The sequence below is a fragment of the Labrys sp. Lb11 genome, from assembly GCF_057554225.1.
On the sequence record NZ_BAAJOT010000007.1, the window covers coordinates 339273 to 355715 of the forward strand.

Here is a 16443-nt window from a genome sequence, read left to right on the forward strand (position 1 = left end):
CGTTAGGACGTCAGAATAATATACCGTTGGCGAAGCGCCCGGATCGCGGTCGTTAATATTCTATGCTTATAAGATAGCCGGCTTACTAATTGTCGAAAACCTGGCTATACCGAGCATGAACTGAGTGGGCCGTTGGCACGATGTAGCCTCCCCCCGGACTGAGGGGACGGAACTGGCGGCTTCTCGTTCTCAGAGAACCCGCTCTCGGCCCCATCGAATGAAGTCGTGCGCGCAGCCTTCGATCACGTTTCGACCAGATCGCTGCTTGCACCGCTCGCGGGGAGCCGGACAGCACCGTCGGCACGAAGGGGTCTGCCGAGAAGGAAACCCTGCGCAGTTCCGCAGCCAAGGACCGCCAGACTCTCGAATTGCCCCTCATCCTCGACGCCCTCCCCCCTCGTTTCGATCGCCGCATCCCGGGCCAGAGGCGGCCCCCTTTCAATTCGTCCTCGTGCCTCCGCAATCCGCGGCGGAAGAGCTCAAGAAAATAGCCTCGATGTCGTGCTCGATGGTGGACGCGAGCGTGCGGAATTCATCCACGCGCAGCGACGCATGCTCGTCGTCGGCGTGCGACCACTGCTCGGCTGCCGAGTGCGCGGCGTGATATGCGGCGCACAGCAGCATGAATGCCGACCGGTCGCGCTGCCCGCGAAGCTCCACGCGCCGGCCGGGCCAACGCAACATCAAGCGGCAGAGACCTCGCTCCTCATATTCCGGCGGCCAGGGATCGTCGTCCATCATCCGCTCGACTCCGGTGATGCGGCCCTGCCTCCCGGAAGGTCCGCCGTTGACCGTGACTGGTGACGCCTTCCCTCTGCCCTCATCGCCCGGGCGCACGGCACCTGACGGCGTCCAGCCAGATCGAGGCCGCAGGACGACGCCGGCCCAAGGAACGCCGCTATCCACCTGCCCTCGCTTCATTACCACCGGCCCCGGCCTGCTCGAGCGCAGCAAGGGCCATGATCCGTTCCTCCGAGGCTTCCTCGAAGCTTATTTCCCCCGCAAGCCGGCCCGAGCGCATGACCAATATCCTGTCGGAGATCGTCAGCACCTCGGGAAGGTCGCTGGAAATCACCAGGACGGCCAGTCCGTCGCGCGCGAGTTCTCGCAACAACGTGTAAATCTCCGCCTTGGTGCCGACATCGACACCGCGCGTCGGCTCGTCGACGATCAGCACCCGTGGGTTGGACGCAAGCCACTTCGCCAGCACGACCTTCTGCTGATTGCCGCCGCTCAACAATCCGACCAACTGTTCGATGGTCGGGGTCTTGATGCGGAAGCGACCGACATAACCGGAGATCATCCGGCTCTCATCGCTCGCCTTGACGAATCCGGACTGCGATATTCGGCCAAGCCCGAGCGCTGCAAGCGACAGGTTGTCGCCGACGCCGAGGCCGAGAACCAGCCCCTGGCCCTTCCGGTCCTCCGGGACCAAGCCGATGCCAAGGTTCATCGCTTCACGCGGCTTGGTGATCGTCGCGACCTTGCCGTCGATGGTGATGGTGCCGCTCTTCGGCGGCGGGGATCCGAAAATTCCAAGCGCGACTTCCGATCGTCCGGCGCCGACCAGGCCGGCCAGGCCGACGATCTCGCCCTTGCGGAGCACGAAGGAAACGTCCCTGTAGCGGGCGTCGTCGCTGAGGCGATCGACGGAAAGCACGATCGGACGCTCGCGATCCTGGGGCGCCACGCGCTGGATCTCGGCCAGATCGCGCCCCACCATCAATCGCACGACCTCTTCGGGAGAGGTCTCGGCCAACTGCATGGTTCTTACATGCTGCCCGTCGCGGAGCACGGTGACGACGTCGCAATTGTCGAACACCTCGCGCATGCGATGCGAAATGTAGAGGATGGTTACGCCCCTTGCCTTGAGATCATGAACGACCTTGAACAGGGCCAGAGAATCGGCCTCGGACAGGCTGGAGGTCGGCTCGTCGAGGATGAGGAGCCTCGGCTCGTGCACCAGCGCCTTGGCAATCTCGACCAATTGCTGCTGCGCAATCGTCAGCTCGCCGAGCCGCGTGTCGGGGTCGAACCTCACGCCCAGCACGCCCAGGGCGGCGCGGGCCTTTTCCAGCAATCGCGAGCGGTCGACGAAAACACCGCCCTTGCGCGGCTCCATGCCGAGGAAGATGTTTTCGGCAACCGTCATGTTCGGCACGAGCATCAGTTCCTGGAAGACGATGGAAATGCCCGCATGCACGGCGTCCCTGGTGCCGTTGAGGTGCAGTTCCTTGCCGGCAAAAATCAGCTTGCCGGCGGTTGGCGGATGCACGCCGGCAATGACCTGCATCAAGGTCGACTTGCCCGCGCCGTTCTCGCCCATGATCGCATGGATCGTGCCCTCCTCGATGGAGAAGGACACGTTCTTCAGCGCCTGAACGCCCGGAAAGCTCTTGGAAATGTTCTCGACGCTGAGAAGGACCGCCATGCCCATGCTCCCCTCGAGAAACGGGCGGCCCCTGCGGGCCGCCCGTTCCGTCGATCATTCGCTCTTGAACTGGGCGACGTTGGAGGCGTCGACGATGTCGACGCCGGTGTCCGTCACGGGCGGAATCTTTTCCCCCTTCGACAGCTTCTCGAGCTGCTCGATGGACAGGGCGCCCATCGCCAGCGGCCGCTGGCCGATCAGCGTGGTCGCATAGCCGTCCTTCAGCAGCTTGATCTGCGTCGGCAGCGTATCGAACGACACCAGGACGAACTTGCCGGACTTGATGTCGTCATGCTTGCCCTTCAGCGCCCGCACATAGGCCTGCGGGGCGAACATCGGCCACCCGCCGGAGAAAAAGATGCCGTTGATATCGGGATTCTTCGCCAGGATATCCTGAATGATCTGCACGGCGGTCGAGGAGTCGTCGTTGCAGGCGAAGGGAGAGCCCGCGATTTCGGTGAACTTGTCGTTGAGCTTCGACTTGAAGCCCTTGATGCGGTCATTGAGGTTGGCGGCGGAAAGGCTGCCGGTCAGGACCGCATACTTGCCGCCGTTCGGCAGCGCCTTGACGAAAGCCTCGCCCGCGGAAACGCCGCCGGCCTCGTTGTTGGTGCCGATGAAGGCGATGCGCTTCGATTTCGGCGCATCCGAATCGAACGTCACGACCGGGATGTTCTTGTCCAGGGCCGCGGCGATGACATTGGCGATCGAGTCCGGATTGTTCGGCGCAATCGAGATGCCGGCGACCTTCTTGGTGATCAGGTCGCGCACGATGCGGCTCTGCTCGGCATCATCGAGCTGGGCCGGGCCGGTGAACAGGCACTTGGCGCCGATCTTGGCGGCGGCTTCCTGGCAACCCTTTTCGGCATCCGCATAGAAGGTCACGCCCAGCGCCTTCGGCACGAGGGCGAAGACCTTCTCGCCCGCGGTGGCCGCGCCGCCCAGGCCGACACTGACGACGGCAGCCGAGACGGCAGCCAGAAGCACTCGTTTCATCCGATCCTCCCAGAGTTGTTTTGTTGAAGCCAAGGACAGTCAGCGCCGCCACACGCCCTTGCGGAGCTGGTCGATGAAGACGGCGAGAACGATGACGGAACCGACGAACACACCCTGCCAATAGGCATCGGTGCCGAGGAGAACCAGGCCGTTGCGGAGGATCTCCAGGATGACGGCTCCGACGAAGACGCCGATGATGGTGCCCTCGCCGCCGCTGAGATTGGTGCCTCCGATGACAGCCGCGGCGATGACGCTCAGTTCCTTGCCGAGGCCCTGGTTCGAGATGGCGGAGGAAAGGTAGCTGACCTCGATGATGCCGGCGACGCCCGCAAGCACGGCCGAGATCACATAGACGCTGACCTTCAGCCGGTCGACGCCAAGTCCCGTGAGCCGGGCCGCACGCTCGTTGCCGCCCACCGCATAGAGCTGGCGGCCGTAGACGGTCTTGTTGAGCACCACCCATGCCACCGCGGTGAGCACGACGAAGATCAGGAACGGGTTGGGCAGGCCGAACGTGTCGCCGCCGCCGAGGGAGAAGAAGGCGTCGTCATAGGGCCGGAATTCGTCGATGGCCTTGCCGCGCGTCACGACGAGCGCAAGGGCGCGGGCGATGCTCATCGTCGCCAGCGTCGGCACGAAGGGCGGCATCTTGAGCTTGGTGACGCAGAACCCGTTGAACAACCCGAAGAGGGCGGCAATCAAAAGCGCGAGAAAGCACGACGGAACGACGCCCAGCCCCGCCGCCATGAATGCGGCCGAGCAGACCGCCGTCAGCCCCCAGACGCTGCCGACCGAGAGGTCGATGCCTCCCGTGATCATGACGAGCGTCTGGCCGAGCACGACGATGCCGACGAACGAGAAGTTGCGGGCGACATTGAGCAGGTTGTCGACGCTGGCGAAGTCGGGCTCCAGGATCGAGAGCGCCACGACCATCAGCGCGAGTGCTCCGATGATCCCGGTTTCGCGTGACCGCAAGAGGCGCGTGACGAAGCCGGGCCGAGACTGCATATGAGTGACGGTGTCAGAAGAACTCATCGGCAACATCCCTCGATTGAAACAACCTGCGCACCCGGACTCTCGAAGGAGCGGGTCCGAGCGGGCGCATTGCTGCGACGAAACCGCCCCCCTGGCGGGCAGGCGAACGCTCGGCGGCCGAACACTCTGAGCACTCCTCCCGGACGGCGATCTTGCGTCGCCAGCTCCAGGGCTAGTTCATTTTTTTGAACCATGCAAGCGCTTGCGCAGACAAGCAAGCGCTTGCATTGGCGAGCTGCGTCCGTTTGCCGGTTGCGACCCGGGGAGGCAGTTGCGGCGATCCGTCAGAAATCAGGTGCTGGACAGGTTGTTCAAATTGGACTGAACCTCCATCTGTGCGACAGGGTTTCTTCCTGGGCAGGATGCGGGGCTGAATCGTGCGTGGCGACGGCAAGCGGCCGGGTGCAATTTTCGACGGCGCCGGTTCCGATACGCAGGGCGGTCGCCAGCAAGTGCTTCGAACGGGCCTTCGTCCGAAGCGCGTTCTTGATACGGTAGGCCAGCGCCTTGTTCCTCGGGACATGAGCGCCGTGGTCCGGCAGCACCTTTGCAGCCGTGCCTCTCTACCTGATGCGTTTGCTACGGCCTGTGGCGGGGCGACATCGGGATGCCGGCAAGCTGCCCGTTCCGTCGGTCGCCGACGGATCGTCAATTCCGGCATTCCCGGGAACAGCCATTTTGATCCTCCGAGGGACTGCGGCGATCGGGATCGCCACCAATGACCATGGCGACGTCACTTTGCAGACGACTAGGGGAAACGACGTCGTCGCCACAATCGGGCCGGAGATTCCTTCAGAAAGCCGACGGGACACTCGCCAACTGATTGGGATGTGGGCATGGCAACGCTTGCAGATGTCGCGCGACGCGCAGGGGTCGCACCTTCGACCGTATCGAGGGTGCTGAATGAAACCTGCTTCGTCAGCGCAGAGACAAAGCAACGTGTCCTGAGCGCCGTTGCCGAACTTGGCTACACCCCCAACAGCCTGGCCCGTTCCCTCGCGCGCTCCAGCACGAATGCCGTCGGCTTGGTGATGTCGTCGACCCGAAATCGCTTCTTCGCGGATATCATCAATGCCATCGAGGAGGAGTGCGACCGGCTCGGCATGATGGTCCTGCTAGCCAATACGAACGACCAACCCGAACGGGAAGCGGACGTGATCGCAGCGCTGCACCAGCGGCGTGTCGACGGCATCATCATCACGCCGACATGCAATCCCGCCAGCATGGGCATGCACTATCTTGCCGACAAGGGCATTCCCGCCGTCATGGTCGATCGCCTGCCGCAGAGCGACTTCGATGGCGTCGGAGTGGAGAACCGCCTGTCTCTCGCGCGCATCGTGGCTCATCTGGTCGGACTTGGTCACCGCAGGATCGGGTTCTTGTCGGGACAGAGCGAGTTCACGACATCCAGGGAGCGGCGGCTGGGCTATATCGACGGACTTCTCGAAGCAGGCATCGCTCCGAACGATAATCTCATCTCCATCGGGAATGTCGATCTCGAAGTAGCCAAGCACGAAGCGGCCCGCATGATGCAGAACCGCGACGTAACGGCTTTCATCGGCGGCAACAACCTGACGACCATCGGCATTATGCTTGCGGCCAGGGAACTGGGACGTTCCGTTCCACGGGATCTCGCCCTGATCGGCTTCGATGACTTCGATTGGGCTGATGCCTTTCACCCTCGCCTCACCGTGATGGCGCAGCCTTGCCGGGAAATTGGCCGCATCGCGGCGTCCCTTCTGCTTGGACGCATTGCGCAACCACAAGCAGAGCGTCGGATCGTGCATCTCGAGCCACGATTCATCATTCGCGATTCATGCGGGGGCGCAATTCGATAGCATCGCGGCCGAGGCGGTTGAATGCCTCAGCGATATATCCGTGACTTGTCATCGTCGATTGGCTGGAAAGCGCGGCAATTCCAGTGCAGGCAAAGCCGCTGGCGACACAGGAACTGCAGACGGCGACGCTGTTTCCATGGTCCCTTCCCTCTGCGAGCAAAATGCTTTCGTTTGGATCAGCGATCGTGCCATCGACGAGAACCTGCTGACCGGCCTCCCTCGAGGCGCAGCCGCATCCGGGTTCGCCGCGGCACCGGGCGACAGCGATCGGGGGTGTTCGCAGCCATCCGGAGAGACATATGGTCCATCGGACGGGTGGCCGTCACCCGGTCGTATTCGGAGGCCCGCTTGCCCCGCACCCTTTTGCGCTTCATCTGGCGCGTGAGCGCCAGGCACCAGATCTGGCTCGTCGCCCTCTCGGCCATCGTCCTGCTGGTCGGCATCGCCCCCCTCGAAATCCAGCGGCGGATCGTCAACGACGCGTTCCGCGGCGGCGACTACCGGCCGATCCTGCTTCTCGTCGGAGCCTATTTCGCGGTCGCCTTCATGGAGGGATCGGTCAAGCTCGTGCTCAACATCTACAGGAACTGGGTCGGCGAGACCGCCGTGCGCTGGCTGCGGACCGCGGTCTTCGCAGCCGCCGGCCAGGTTTCCGCGTCCCACCGGGAGCCACGCACCGAGGGGGTCCAGCTCGCGATCGTCCTGGACGAGGCCGACCCGATCGGCGGATTCGTCGGCGCGAGCATTTCCGAGCCGGTGCTGCAGGCCGGCATGCTCGTCAGCGTCAGCGCCTATCTGCTCTATCTCCAGCCGCTGATGGCCCTGGTCATCGCCGCCGTGTTCCTGCCACAGATCGGCTTCGTGCCGAGGATCCAGGCCGCCATCAACCGGCGGATCCAGACGAGGGTCGGCCTCTATCGCGCGATGAGCACGGGCATCGTCGACGCCGGCGGGGCGCGGGATCCCGACGGGACGCAGCACGCGGGCATCCAGGCCATCTTCGCCACCAACATGGCGATCTACAAGCTCAAGTTCGCCATGAACTTCCTGATGAACCTGATGACCCATGGCGGCGTCGCGGCGATCCTGGCCCTGGGCGGCTACTTCATCGTGGTCGGCCAGACCGAGATCGGCACCGTGGTGGCGTTCCTGTCCGGCCTTTCCAAGATCAACGACCCGTGGGGGGATCTGGTGACGTGGTATCGCGACTTGCGGTCGACCCAGGTCAAGTACACCCTCGTCCGCGACGCCACGAACCTGGACGCGATCATCGGCGATGGGGACGGGATGCTCCAGCAACCGGGCGCAGCGCCGCCGTAGCGGCGTGGAGAGCTCCCCGAGCGGGTATCGTCCAGGATTTCGGATAGGCCCGACGGTCTCGATCGCCACAGCCGGCGATCCTGCACCGGCCGTCGTTTCACGGTTGCGGCTTCGCGTCCCGCCGTGCCGGCGCAGGCTTGATCCGCCGGCCCGCGAGGATATTGCCCGATGACGGCGGTCGAAGCGCGCGCAACGGAGCAGTCCGCCGTATGACCTGCCGCATGCCGTTGATGCAACAGGGCTTTCAAGCAAGAGGGGCGCACCTGGCGATTGTCGACGATTTCGACATCTTCCGGTCCTGCGGCCGTTCACACGAAGCAGATGCGCCGCTGGTCGCCGATGCGGATGGAATGCCGGGGAACATCACACCTGTCACGATCGACAACCGAGGCCGCGAAAGTGTGCGAAATCTTCGCGTCGGCGAGCCGTCATTTGACCGCTTGCGCAGCCTTCACGATGACGGCGGCGACTTCCTTCGGGTGCGACAGCATCGCGACATGGCTGGCTGCGATCACCGTCACGTCGGCCTTCATGGTCTTCGCGCCGTCCGCAAGCAGCTTGGGGTCTATCATCTGGTCGTTCTCGGTCACGATCGCCCAGGTCGGCTTCGATTTCCACGCGGCTTTCGTCACCTTCTCGTCGAAATTGGCGCCGCGCACCGGTCCTTGCGTGACCGCGATCAGGTTCGACTCCGCTTTCGAGACATCGGGAGCGAAGTATCGCGCTATGTCGTCGTGCGACAATGTCAGAAAGCCCGCCGCGTCGATCTGCGGATGGGCGAGGCCCGCCGGGGTCGGATAATTCTTGATCAGATCGGATGTCGCCTGGCCGTCCGCAGGGGAGAAGGCGGCGACATAGACCAGCGCCTTGACGCGATCGTCGTTGCCCGCTTCGGTGATGACGGTTCCCGCCCACGAATGGCCGACCAGGACGACTGGTCCCTTCTGCGCCGCGATTGCGCGCCGGGTCGCGGCGACGTCGTCGCCAAGCGAGGTCAGCGGGTTTTGCACCGCGACCACATTCAAGCCCTTGGCCTGAAGCAGCGGGATGACCTTGGCCCAGGACGAGCCGTCGGCGAACGCGCCGTGCACGAGCACGACTGTCGTTGGAGATTGTTGCGCCGACGCCGGCTCCGGCACGGTCGCGCCCCCCAGGAGCAGAACGGCTCCGAAGAAAGCGGTCTTGATCCGTTGTACCGTCGGATGAGCGGATGATATTCTCGTCATGTGGATTATTTCTCTCGTCTCGAGTTGCTCGCGATCCATTGCGCCGCAGTATCGGGCGGCCGACAACGAAGGTAAGTTCCATCGCACGTTGGTATCGACGACGCCTTGACCGGCTCCCGCCGGCAGCGCACGGGGGCGATGAACTCGCCCGGCGGCCTCAGATCTGCGGGCGCAGCGGTCGAAATGCCGTCCTGAGCTCGGCGGTAAAGGCTGCGGGCTGCTCCCAGGCGGCGAAGTGCCCGCCCTTGGGCGGCCTGTTGTAGTGGATGAGCTTCGGGTACGCTTGCTCCGCCCAGCTTTTCGGCGCCTGGTAGATCTCGTCCGGGAAGGCGCTCACCGCGACCGGGATCTTGATGCCCCTGGGGTCGAAGAAGCCTCCGGTCGGAAAGTGAGCATTGTCCCAGTAGAGGCGGGCCGACGAGACCGCAGTGTTCGTGAGCCAGTAAAGCATGACGTTGTCGAGGATATCGTCACGCGTCAGGCCTTCAGTCTCCCCGTCGAAGACGCGGGCGATAAGCCTGTAGCTGCGAATATCGTGGTCGAGCATCCAGGCTGCAAGTCCGACGGGTGAGTCCGCGATCGCATACAACGTCTGCGGGCGGTTGTTCATCTCGATCGCGTAGCCCAGCCCGTTCTTGTAGAAGTCGCCGAGCTGGTCCCAGGCGCGCGTCTCGTCCGGCGAGAGGCCGGCCGGCGCCGGGCCGCCGGCGGCGAGCGCCTTCGAGACGTCGGCCGGGACGGTTGCCGCCATGTTGGTGTGGATGCCGAGCAATCCCGGCGGCTCCTGCACAGCCATCAGCTCCGACACCGCGTTGCCCCAATCGCCGCCCTGCGCGACGTACTTGGTGTAGCCGAGGCGTTGCATCAGCACCGCCCATGCCTTGGCGATGCGGGCGGGCGTCCAGCCGGGCGCCGTCGGCTTGCCGGAGAAGCCGTAGCCGGGCAGTGACGGAATCACCACGTGGAACGCGTCCGATGCGGTTCCGCCATGTGCAGTCGGGTCGGTGAGTGGCTCGATGATTTTCAGCTGCTCGATGATGGAGCCGGGCCAGCCGTGCGTGACGATCAGCGGCAGAGCGTTCTCATGCGTCGAGCGGACGTGAATGAAGTGGATGTCCAGCCCGTCGATCTCGGTGACGAACTGCGGCAACGCCTTGAGCCGCGCCTCCATCTTTCCCCAGTCATAGTCCGTCGCCCAATATTTCGCGAGCTTCCGGACGGTTGCAAGCTGCACGCCCTGCGTATCGTCCCCGACGGTTTCCCCGTCCGGCCAGCGGGTGGCTGCGACGCGCCGGCTCAGATCGTCGAGATCGGCCCGAGGGAAGCTCGCGGCGTAGGGGCGGATCGCCTCGCCGCCCGCCGTGGCGCGCGACGTGCCCGGAAGCATGCTGACGACGCCGGCCGCGGCGGCGGCAACCACGACGTCGCGTCGCGTAAGCGATGTTGCTGACATGTTTTTCCTCCATATATGCGAAGTATTCGAACGCGAACCAAGAGATCGACTGTCAGAGATCGCAAATCCATTACACGTTGGTATCGTCAATACCTTTGTGTCGGTTTCGTCGGTGAGCAATCCGGTCATTCGTCCATCGGCGACGTCTCGCTGCCGATGGACGTTGTGACAAGCCGCCGGCTACTGCGGCAGTGGCTTGCCGGTCTGTTCCGCGACGATGTATTCGGCATACCAGGCCGGCCAGTCGGCATCATGCAGGCCGCCGTTGCGCTTCTCATGCTCACCATGCGCCGCCGCCGCGCGTTCGAGGGCGGCCTTGAGCTCGGCCGACGAGGTGAAAATCGCCTCGTCCGTGCCCACGCGTCCGGGCAACCGCGCGGTGATTTCCTGGAGAAGCCAGTTGTTGCCGTCCGGATCGCCGAAGGTGGCGAACGAATTGTAGCTGCGCCGCTCCGGGTCGACGCCGCCGACGGTCGGTCCGCCGACGGCGGTGCGGTGGAATATCTCGCTGACATCGGCGCCGCGAGCGATGAGCGCGGCACGGGCCGCCTCGATGTCGGTCACGACGAGATAGAGGCCCGGCGCCGAGCCCGGGGCGGCAGACGTCACGCCCTTGCCGAAGTGGATCGAACTGGGCGACCCCGGAGGCGTGAACTGTACGACCCGGAACGTGTCGCCGACGGCGAAATCGGCGTCGAGCCTCCAGCCCAAGCCGGCATAGAAGTGCTTCGCGCGCTCGACGTCCGAAACCGGGATGACGACGACCTCGAGCTTCAGGTCGACCCCGGGAGCGCTTGCCGGCTCGACTGCGGCTTCGCGGTTTGGTTGCAGCGTGTTCATGTCGATCTCCTTGAGTTCAGTGCCTCGCATTCGCCTTCGACGGCTCGATCGTCGAGCCGGCCGGCGATGCGTCACGAGCAGCGGCGTGGCGTCCTCGATACGCCCTGCGCGACGAGCGAATCCCCCGGGCGGTCGATGCGCGATGGGCGGAGCGAAGCGCCTCCGGGGGGCCGCGCGCGGCGTTCCGGGAAACAGGAGGAGAGCCGCCGCGGAATTGCCGTGGCGAGCAGTTCGCGCCGATTGGGTGACAATACGCTCGCTGACATGACATCTTTTCTGTCTTTTGACCCGATCGAGTACGGCTCAAATCGGCTGACAGCAGCGATAAATCTATTACACGATGGTATCGACAATACCTTCGTATCGCCATGACGGGAGAGGTCTTGGTCCAGAATCGACACCAAGGCACAATGGACGTCTGCGAGGCGCCGGCGCAGGGTCTGCCGGACGCGGGCAGAGGCGAAAGGATGGCAATGGAGATCGATTCCGGCCGCGTTTTCGATGCACTCCCGACAATGGCATGGACCGCGCGGACCGACGGCACCATCGATTGCGTCAACCGGCATTGGTCCGAATACACCGGCCTCGGCGCCGCGGATGGCCGGGCGTGGCGGGCCGTGGTCGCCCCGGACGACCTCCCCGACCTGCTCGAACGCTGGCGGACGATCCTGGCCTCCGGCGAACCCGGCGACATGGAGGCACGCATCCGTCGCCTTGACGGGCAGTATCGTCGGTTCCTCGTCCGATGCAGCCCGGTGCGCGACGATGCCGGACAGATCGTCAAATGGTGTGGCGTGGCCACGGATGTCGACGATCTCCGACGAGCCGGGGAGGCCCTGCAGCGACGCCAGCTCGATTTTCAACTGATGGTCGATAGCATTCCGATTCCTGTCGCCGTGACGACACCGTCCGGCGAGGTGGAAGGCCTCAACAAGCTCACGCTTGATTACTTCGGCAGGACATTCGAGGAGCTGAGGAGCTGGAAAGCCACCGATGTCGTTCATCCGGACGACCTCGAGCACACGGTCGCCGCGCAGCTCGATGCGCACCGACGCGGCGATGCCTACAATGTCGAGAGCCGCCACCGCCGTGCCGATGGTGCCTATCGCTGGCACAACGTCCTTGGCCTGCCGCTTCGCGATCCCCAGGGTGTCATTCTGCGTTGGCTCCACCTGCTGATCGACATCGATGACCGGAAGCTGGCCGAGGACGCGCTGCGTGAAAGCGAGCGCAATTCACGGCTGATCGAGCGCCAGTTGCGCCTGATCGTCGACACGATTCCGGGCCTGGTCGCAGTTTTCGGGCCCAACGGAGAAGTCGAAAGACTGAACCGGCAGTTCCTGGACTATCTCGGACAGACTCAGCGGGAATTCGCAAACTGGGCCGTCAACGGCACGGTCCATCCGGACGATCTTGTCCGCCACATGGATATTTTGAAGCGATCGCTCGACACCGGTCTGCCAATGGACTTCGAGACGCGGCTTCGGCGTTCCGACGGCGTCTATCGATGGTTCCAGATTCGAGGCGCCCCCGCCCGGGATATCGCCGGCAACATCGTTCGCTGGTATTGTCTGATGTCCGATATCGACGAGCGCAAGCACGCGGAGGAGGCTCTCGCGGGGAGCGAGCGCAAGCTGCAGATCACGATCGACACCATACCGGTGCTCGCATGGTCGGCGCGTCCGGACGGCACCGCCGAGTTCTTCAACAAGCACTATCTCGACTATGCAGGTTTTACGGCCGAGCAGGCCCAGGATTGGGGGTGGACGGCGGCTTTGCATCCTGACGACCTGAATGGTCTGGCAGTTGCGTGGCGAACGATCATGGCCTCGGGCAAGCCGGGTGAAACCGAAGCGCGGCTGCGTCGCCACGACGGCAGATATCGATGGTTCCTGTTCCGCGCCAATCCGCTGCGCGACGAGAACGGCGTGATCGTCAAATGGTATGGAGTGAACACCGACATAGAGGATCGCAGGCGCAGTGAAGAAAGCTTCCGCGCGACCGTGGAGACCTCACCCGAATGCGTGAAGGTACTCGCCGACGATGGTGCGGTGCTGCACACGAATGCTGCCGGGGCGGCAATGGCGGGAGTACCCTCGCCGGACGACATCGTCGGCCGCAGCTTCTTTGATTTCGTCGCCCCGGAGCATCGGGCGCGGTATCGCGAATTCCACGAAAAGGTCTGTGCCGGCCAGAAAGGTTTCCTGGAGTTCGACATCATCGGCGTGCAAGGCGCCCGGCGGCATATGGAGACCCACGCGGCGCCCATGCGCGACGGCAAGGGATCGATCGTGCAGCTGGGAGTGACACGCGACATCACGGAACGAAAACAGGCGGAGGAAAGACTGCGGCGCAGCGAGGCCTTCCTCGCGGAGGGGCAGCATCTCGCCCGAGTGGGCAACCTTTCCTGGGATGTCGCCGCCGGCGAGATCATCTGGTCAGAACCGCTCTATCGCATCTTCGGTTTCACGCCGGGCGAACGCGTCACGCTCGATCTGATCGCGACGCGAGTGCATCCCGAGGATGTACCTATGATGGTCGACATGACCGAACGGGCGCAGCGCGGGGAAAGCGAATTCGAATATCAACACCGGATCATCATGCCGGATCAGTCCGTCAAATACCTGCATCTGATTGCGCATCGGACGAGGCACCATACGGACCGGATCGAATACATCGGAGCGGTTCTCGATATCACCGAGCGTCGGCTGTCGGAGGAAGCGCTGAACAGGGCGCGGTCGGACCTTGCCAACGTTACGCGCGTGACGAGCCTGGCGGCGCTGACTGCGTCGATCGCACACGAAGTGAATCAGCCGCTATCCGGCATCATCACCAATGCCAGCACGTGCCTGCGCATGCTCGCGGCCGATCCGCCGCGGATCGACGTGGCGCAAGAAACCGCTCGCCGCACCATCCGCGACGGCAACCGCGCGGCCGACGTGATCTCGCGGCTGCGCGGGCTCTTCACCAATCGCGCAGCCACGATCGAGCCGGTCGACCTCAACGAGACCCTGCGGGAGGTGATCGCCTTGTCGGCCGGCGATCTCCAGCAAAGCAGGGTGGTGCTGCGCACCGAGCTTGCCGAGCGACTTCCGCCCGTCGGCGGCGACCGCGTGCAGCTCCAGCAGGTCATCATGAATCTGTTGCGCAATGCCGCGGATGCGATGGCCGATGTCGATGATCGCGCGCGATCGATATTGATCCGGACAGAGCCGGATGAGGAGAAGCATGTACGCCTCTCCGTGCGGGACGCCGGCGTCGGTTTCGGCCCCCAGGCTGCGGAGCGGATCTTCGAAGCGTTCTATACCACGAAGAGCAACGGCATGGGGATTGGGCTGTATGTCAGCCGCTCCATTATCGCGAACTGCAACGGACGCCTGTGGGCGCAGGCGAACGACGGTCCGGGAGCCACGTTCTCCTTTTCCATCCCCGAATATATCGAGGACGTCATTGCAACAACTCCCATCGGTGCGATGCAGGCGTCGACGCATGGCGGTGACGCGGAGAGTCCATGAGCATCAAGCAACCCCTCGTATCCGTTGTCGATGATGATGAATCGGTGCGCGAGTCACTCCCCGATCTGCTCAAGGCGTTCGACTACGGCGTCCAGGCCTTCTCCTCGGCCGAAGCGTTCCTGGTGTCGGACTGCGTCAGCAGGACCAACTGCCTGATTCTCGACGTCGCCATGCCCGGAATGACCGGGCCTGACCTGCAGCGGGAATTGAAGCGCCTGGGACGCGACATTCCGATCATCTTCATCACGGCGCTCAAGGACGACACGGTCAGGCATCGCCTGCTTCAGCAGGGTGCGGCGGAGTGCCTGTTCAAGCCGTTCAGCGAGGCTGCCCTCCAGGAAGCGCTGAACGCGGCGCTCCGTTCCAGCTGAGCGTCTTTCGCCTTGCCATGCTTGTCCCCGAGGGGATAATCGCGGCGTACTCGGACATGACGACTGCACCGGGCGGAGGGGCGGGGTCGACATCCATGTCGCACGATACACCGGTCGTTTTCGTCGTCGATGACGACGTTTCCATCCGTGAGTCGCTGGACTTGCTGATCCGCTCCTCCGGCTGGCAGCCGGAAACGTGCAAATCAGCCCAGGAGTTCCTGGACCGTCCCAGGTCGCTCGCCCCGAACTGCCTGATCCTGGACGTCAATCTGCCCGACCTGAACGGGCTCGACTTGCAGAAGCTCGTCTCCGTCGAACGGACCGACATGCCGATCATCTTCGTCACCGGCTACGGAGACGTGCCGATGACGGTGAAGGCGATGAAGGCCGGAGCCATCGAGTTCCTGACCAAGCCGTTCAGTGACGAGATGCTGCTGGGGGCGATCGAGCAGGCACTTGAACAAAGCAGGGCCGCGCTCGTCCTGGAGACGGAGATGCAGACGCTTCGACGGCGTCACGCGGCTCTCAGCCGCCGCGAGCAGGAGGTCATGGCGCTGGTCGTCACCGGGCTGCTGAACAAGCAGGTCGCCTTTGAGCTGGGCATCAGCGAGATCACCGTGAAAGCGCACCGTGGCCAGGTCATGCGCAAGATGGAGGCTGGCTCTCTCGCCGACCTGGTCAACATGGCAGCCAGGCTCGGAACCGCGCATGAGCCTCGTTCCCTCCCAAATCCGAGGCCAGCCGGTCATTGAACGGCGCCGGTCGGATCATCGCAGGCGTGCGGCAAACCGGTGACACGCCGGAGCGCCGCAAGCGCATCGAGAACGAAGTCGCTCCCACGCAAAGGTATCGGCGATACCATCGTACAATCGATCGTGGCCGGCTCCTCCTGCATCCTCGCGTTTCGCACCGTCACGAGCCGCTCTCGTCAAGTGCGCCGCGAACGACCACGGAGGATAGCCATGCCCTTCACAATTCGGGTCAACGGCCAGACGCATAGCGTCGATGTCGATGACGACACGCCGTTGCTCTGGGTCCTGCGCGATGTGCTCGGCATGACCGGCACGAAGTTCGGCTGCGGCATGGCACTGTGCGGCGCCTGCACGATACATCTCGACGGCGAGCCCGTTCGCTCGTGCATCACCACGATCGACAGCGTCGGCGCCTCCGAGATCACCACCATCGAGGCGATCGGCGCGACCCCGGCGGGCGCCAGGATCCAGCGGGCGTGGCTCGATCACGAGGTGCCGCAGTGCGGCTACTGCCAGTCCGGCCAGATCATGTCGGCCACGGCGCTGCTGGCCGGCAATCCGCATCCGACGGATTCGGACATCGACGATGCGATGTCGGGCAATATTTGCCGCTGCGGCACGTATGTGCGCATCCGCGAGGCCATCAAGCAGGCCGCGGCCGGCTGA

At 64.0% G+C, this 16443-nt stretch carries 13 protein-coding genes; 6 read left to right on the forward strand and 7 right to left on the reverse strand.

Annotated features, from left to right (window positions below):
- Positions 1-438: 438 nt before the first annotated feature.
- The 4 genes from AC27L4_RS26555 to AC27L4_RS26570 form a co-directional block, all read right to left on the reverse strand.
- Positions 439-741 (reverse strand): hypothetical protein, encoded by a 303-nt coding sequence (locus AC27L4_RS26555; RefSeq protein ID WP_487145576.1) that lies wholly within the window; start codon positions 739-741, stop codon positions 439-441.
- A gap of 157 nt (positions 742-898) precedes the next feature.
- Positions 899-2431 (reverse strand): sugar ABC transporter ATP-binding protein, encoded by a 1533-nt coding sequence (locus AC27L4_RS26560; RefSeq protein ID WP_487145577.1) that lies wholly within the window; start codon positions 2429-2431, stop codon positions 899-901.
- 54 nt (positions 2432-2485) lie between these two features.
- Entirely contained in the window at positions 2486-3427 is a 942-nt protein-coding gene (locus tag AC27L4_RS26565; RefSeq protein WP_487145578.1) for a sugar-binding protein, read from the reverse strand.
- 39 nt (positions 3428-3466) lie between these two features.
- A complete protein-coding gene (locus AC27L4_RS26570; protein ID WP_487145579.1) occupies positions 3467-4462 on the reverse strand; it encodes an ABC transporter permease in 996 nt (331 codons plus the stop codon).
- Between the two features lie 836 nt (positions 4463-5298).
- Here AC27L4_RS26570 and AC27L4_RS26575 point away from each other — a divergent pair.
- Together AC27L4_RS26575 and AC27L4_RS26580 are read left to right on the forward strand one after the other, a co-directional pair.
- Entirely contained in the window at positions 5299-6300 is a 1002-nt protein-coding gene (locus AC27L4_RS26575) for a LacI family DNA-binding transcriptional regulator (RefSeq protein ID WP_487145580.1), read from the forward strand.
- A gap of 348 nt (positions 6301-6648) precedes the next feature.
- Positions 6649-7620, forward strand: a complete 972-nt coding sequence (locus AC27L4_RS26580; protein ID WP_487145581.1) for an ABC transporter transmembrane domain-containing protein — start codon at positions 6649-6651, stop codon at positions 7618-7620.
- A 428-nt stretch (positions 7621-8048) separates the two neighbouring features.
- Here the strand turns inward: AC27L4_RS26580 and AC27L4_RS26585 are convergent, their stop codons facing one another.
- The 3 genes from AC27L4_RS26585 to AC27L4_RS26595 form a co-directional block, all read right to left on the reverse strand.
- Positions 8049-8846 carry an alpha/beta fold hydrolase gene (locus tag AC27L4_RS26585; RefSeq protein ID WP_487145582.1) on the reverse strand — a complete coding sequence of 266 codons (798 nt, stop codon included), beginning with the start codon at positions 8844-8846 and terminating at the stop codon, positions 8049-8051.
- 157 nt (positions 8847-9003) lie between these two features.
- A complete protein-coding gene (locus AC27L4_RS26590) occupies positions 9004-10299 on the reverse strand; it encodes an epoxide hydrolase family protein (protein ID WP_487145584.1) in 1296 nt (431 codons plus the stop codon).
- Between the two features lie 180 nt (positions 10300-10479).
- Entirely contained in the window at positions 10480-11139 is a 660-nt protein-coding gene (locus tag AC27L4_RS26595; protein WP_487145585.1) for a VOC family protein, read from the reverse strand.
- A 473-nt stretch (positions 11140-11612) separates the two neighbouring features.
- Here AC27L4_RS26595 and AC27L4_RS26600 point away from each other — a divergent pair, with 473 nt between their 5' ends.
- The 4 genes from AC27L4_RS26600 to AC27L4_RS26615 all read left to right on the forward strand — a co-directional run bounded on the left by AC27L4_RS26600 (position 11613) and on the right by AC27L4_RS26615 (position 16443).
- Positions 11613-14654 (forward strand): PAS domain S-box protein, encoded by a 3042-nt coding sequence (locus AC27L4_RS26600; RefSeq protein ID WP_487145586.1) that lies wholly within the window; start codon positions 11613-11615, stop codon positions 14652-14654.
- Positions 14651-15025, forward strand: a complete 375-nt coding sequence (locus tag AC27L4_RS26605; RefSeq protein ID WP_487145587.1) for a response regulator — start codon at positions 14651-14653, stop codon at positions 15023-15025. The genes AC27L4_RS26600 and AC27L4_RS26605 overlap by 4 nt, the downstream gene beginning before the upstream one ends.
- A 95-nt stretch (positions 15026-15120) precedes the next feature.
- Positions 15121-15777, forward strand: coding sequence for a response regulator transcription factor (locus AC27L4_RS26610; RefSeq protein ID WP_487145588.1), 657 nt, complete (start codon positions 15121-15123; stop codon positions 15775-15777).
- Positions 15778-15987: 210 nt separating this feature from the next.
- Positions 15988-16443 carry a (2Fe-2S)-binding protein gene (locus AC27L4_RS26615; protein WP_487145589.1) on the forward strand — a complete coding sequence of 152 codons (456 nt, stop codon included), beginning with the start codon at positions 15988-15990 and terminating at the stop codon, positions 16441-16443.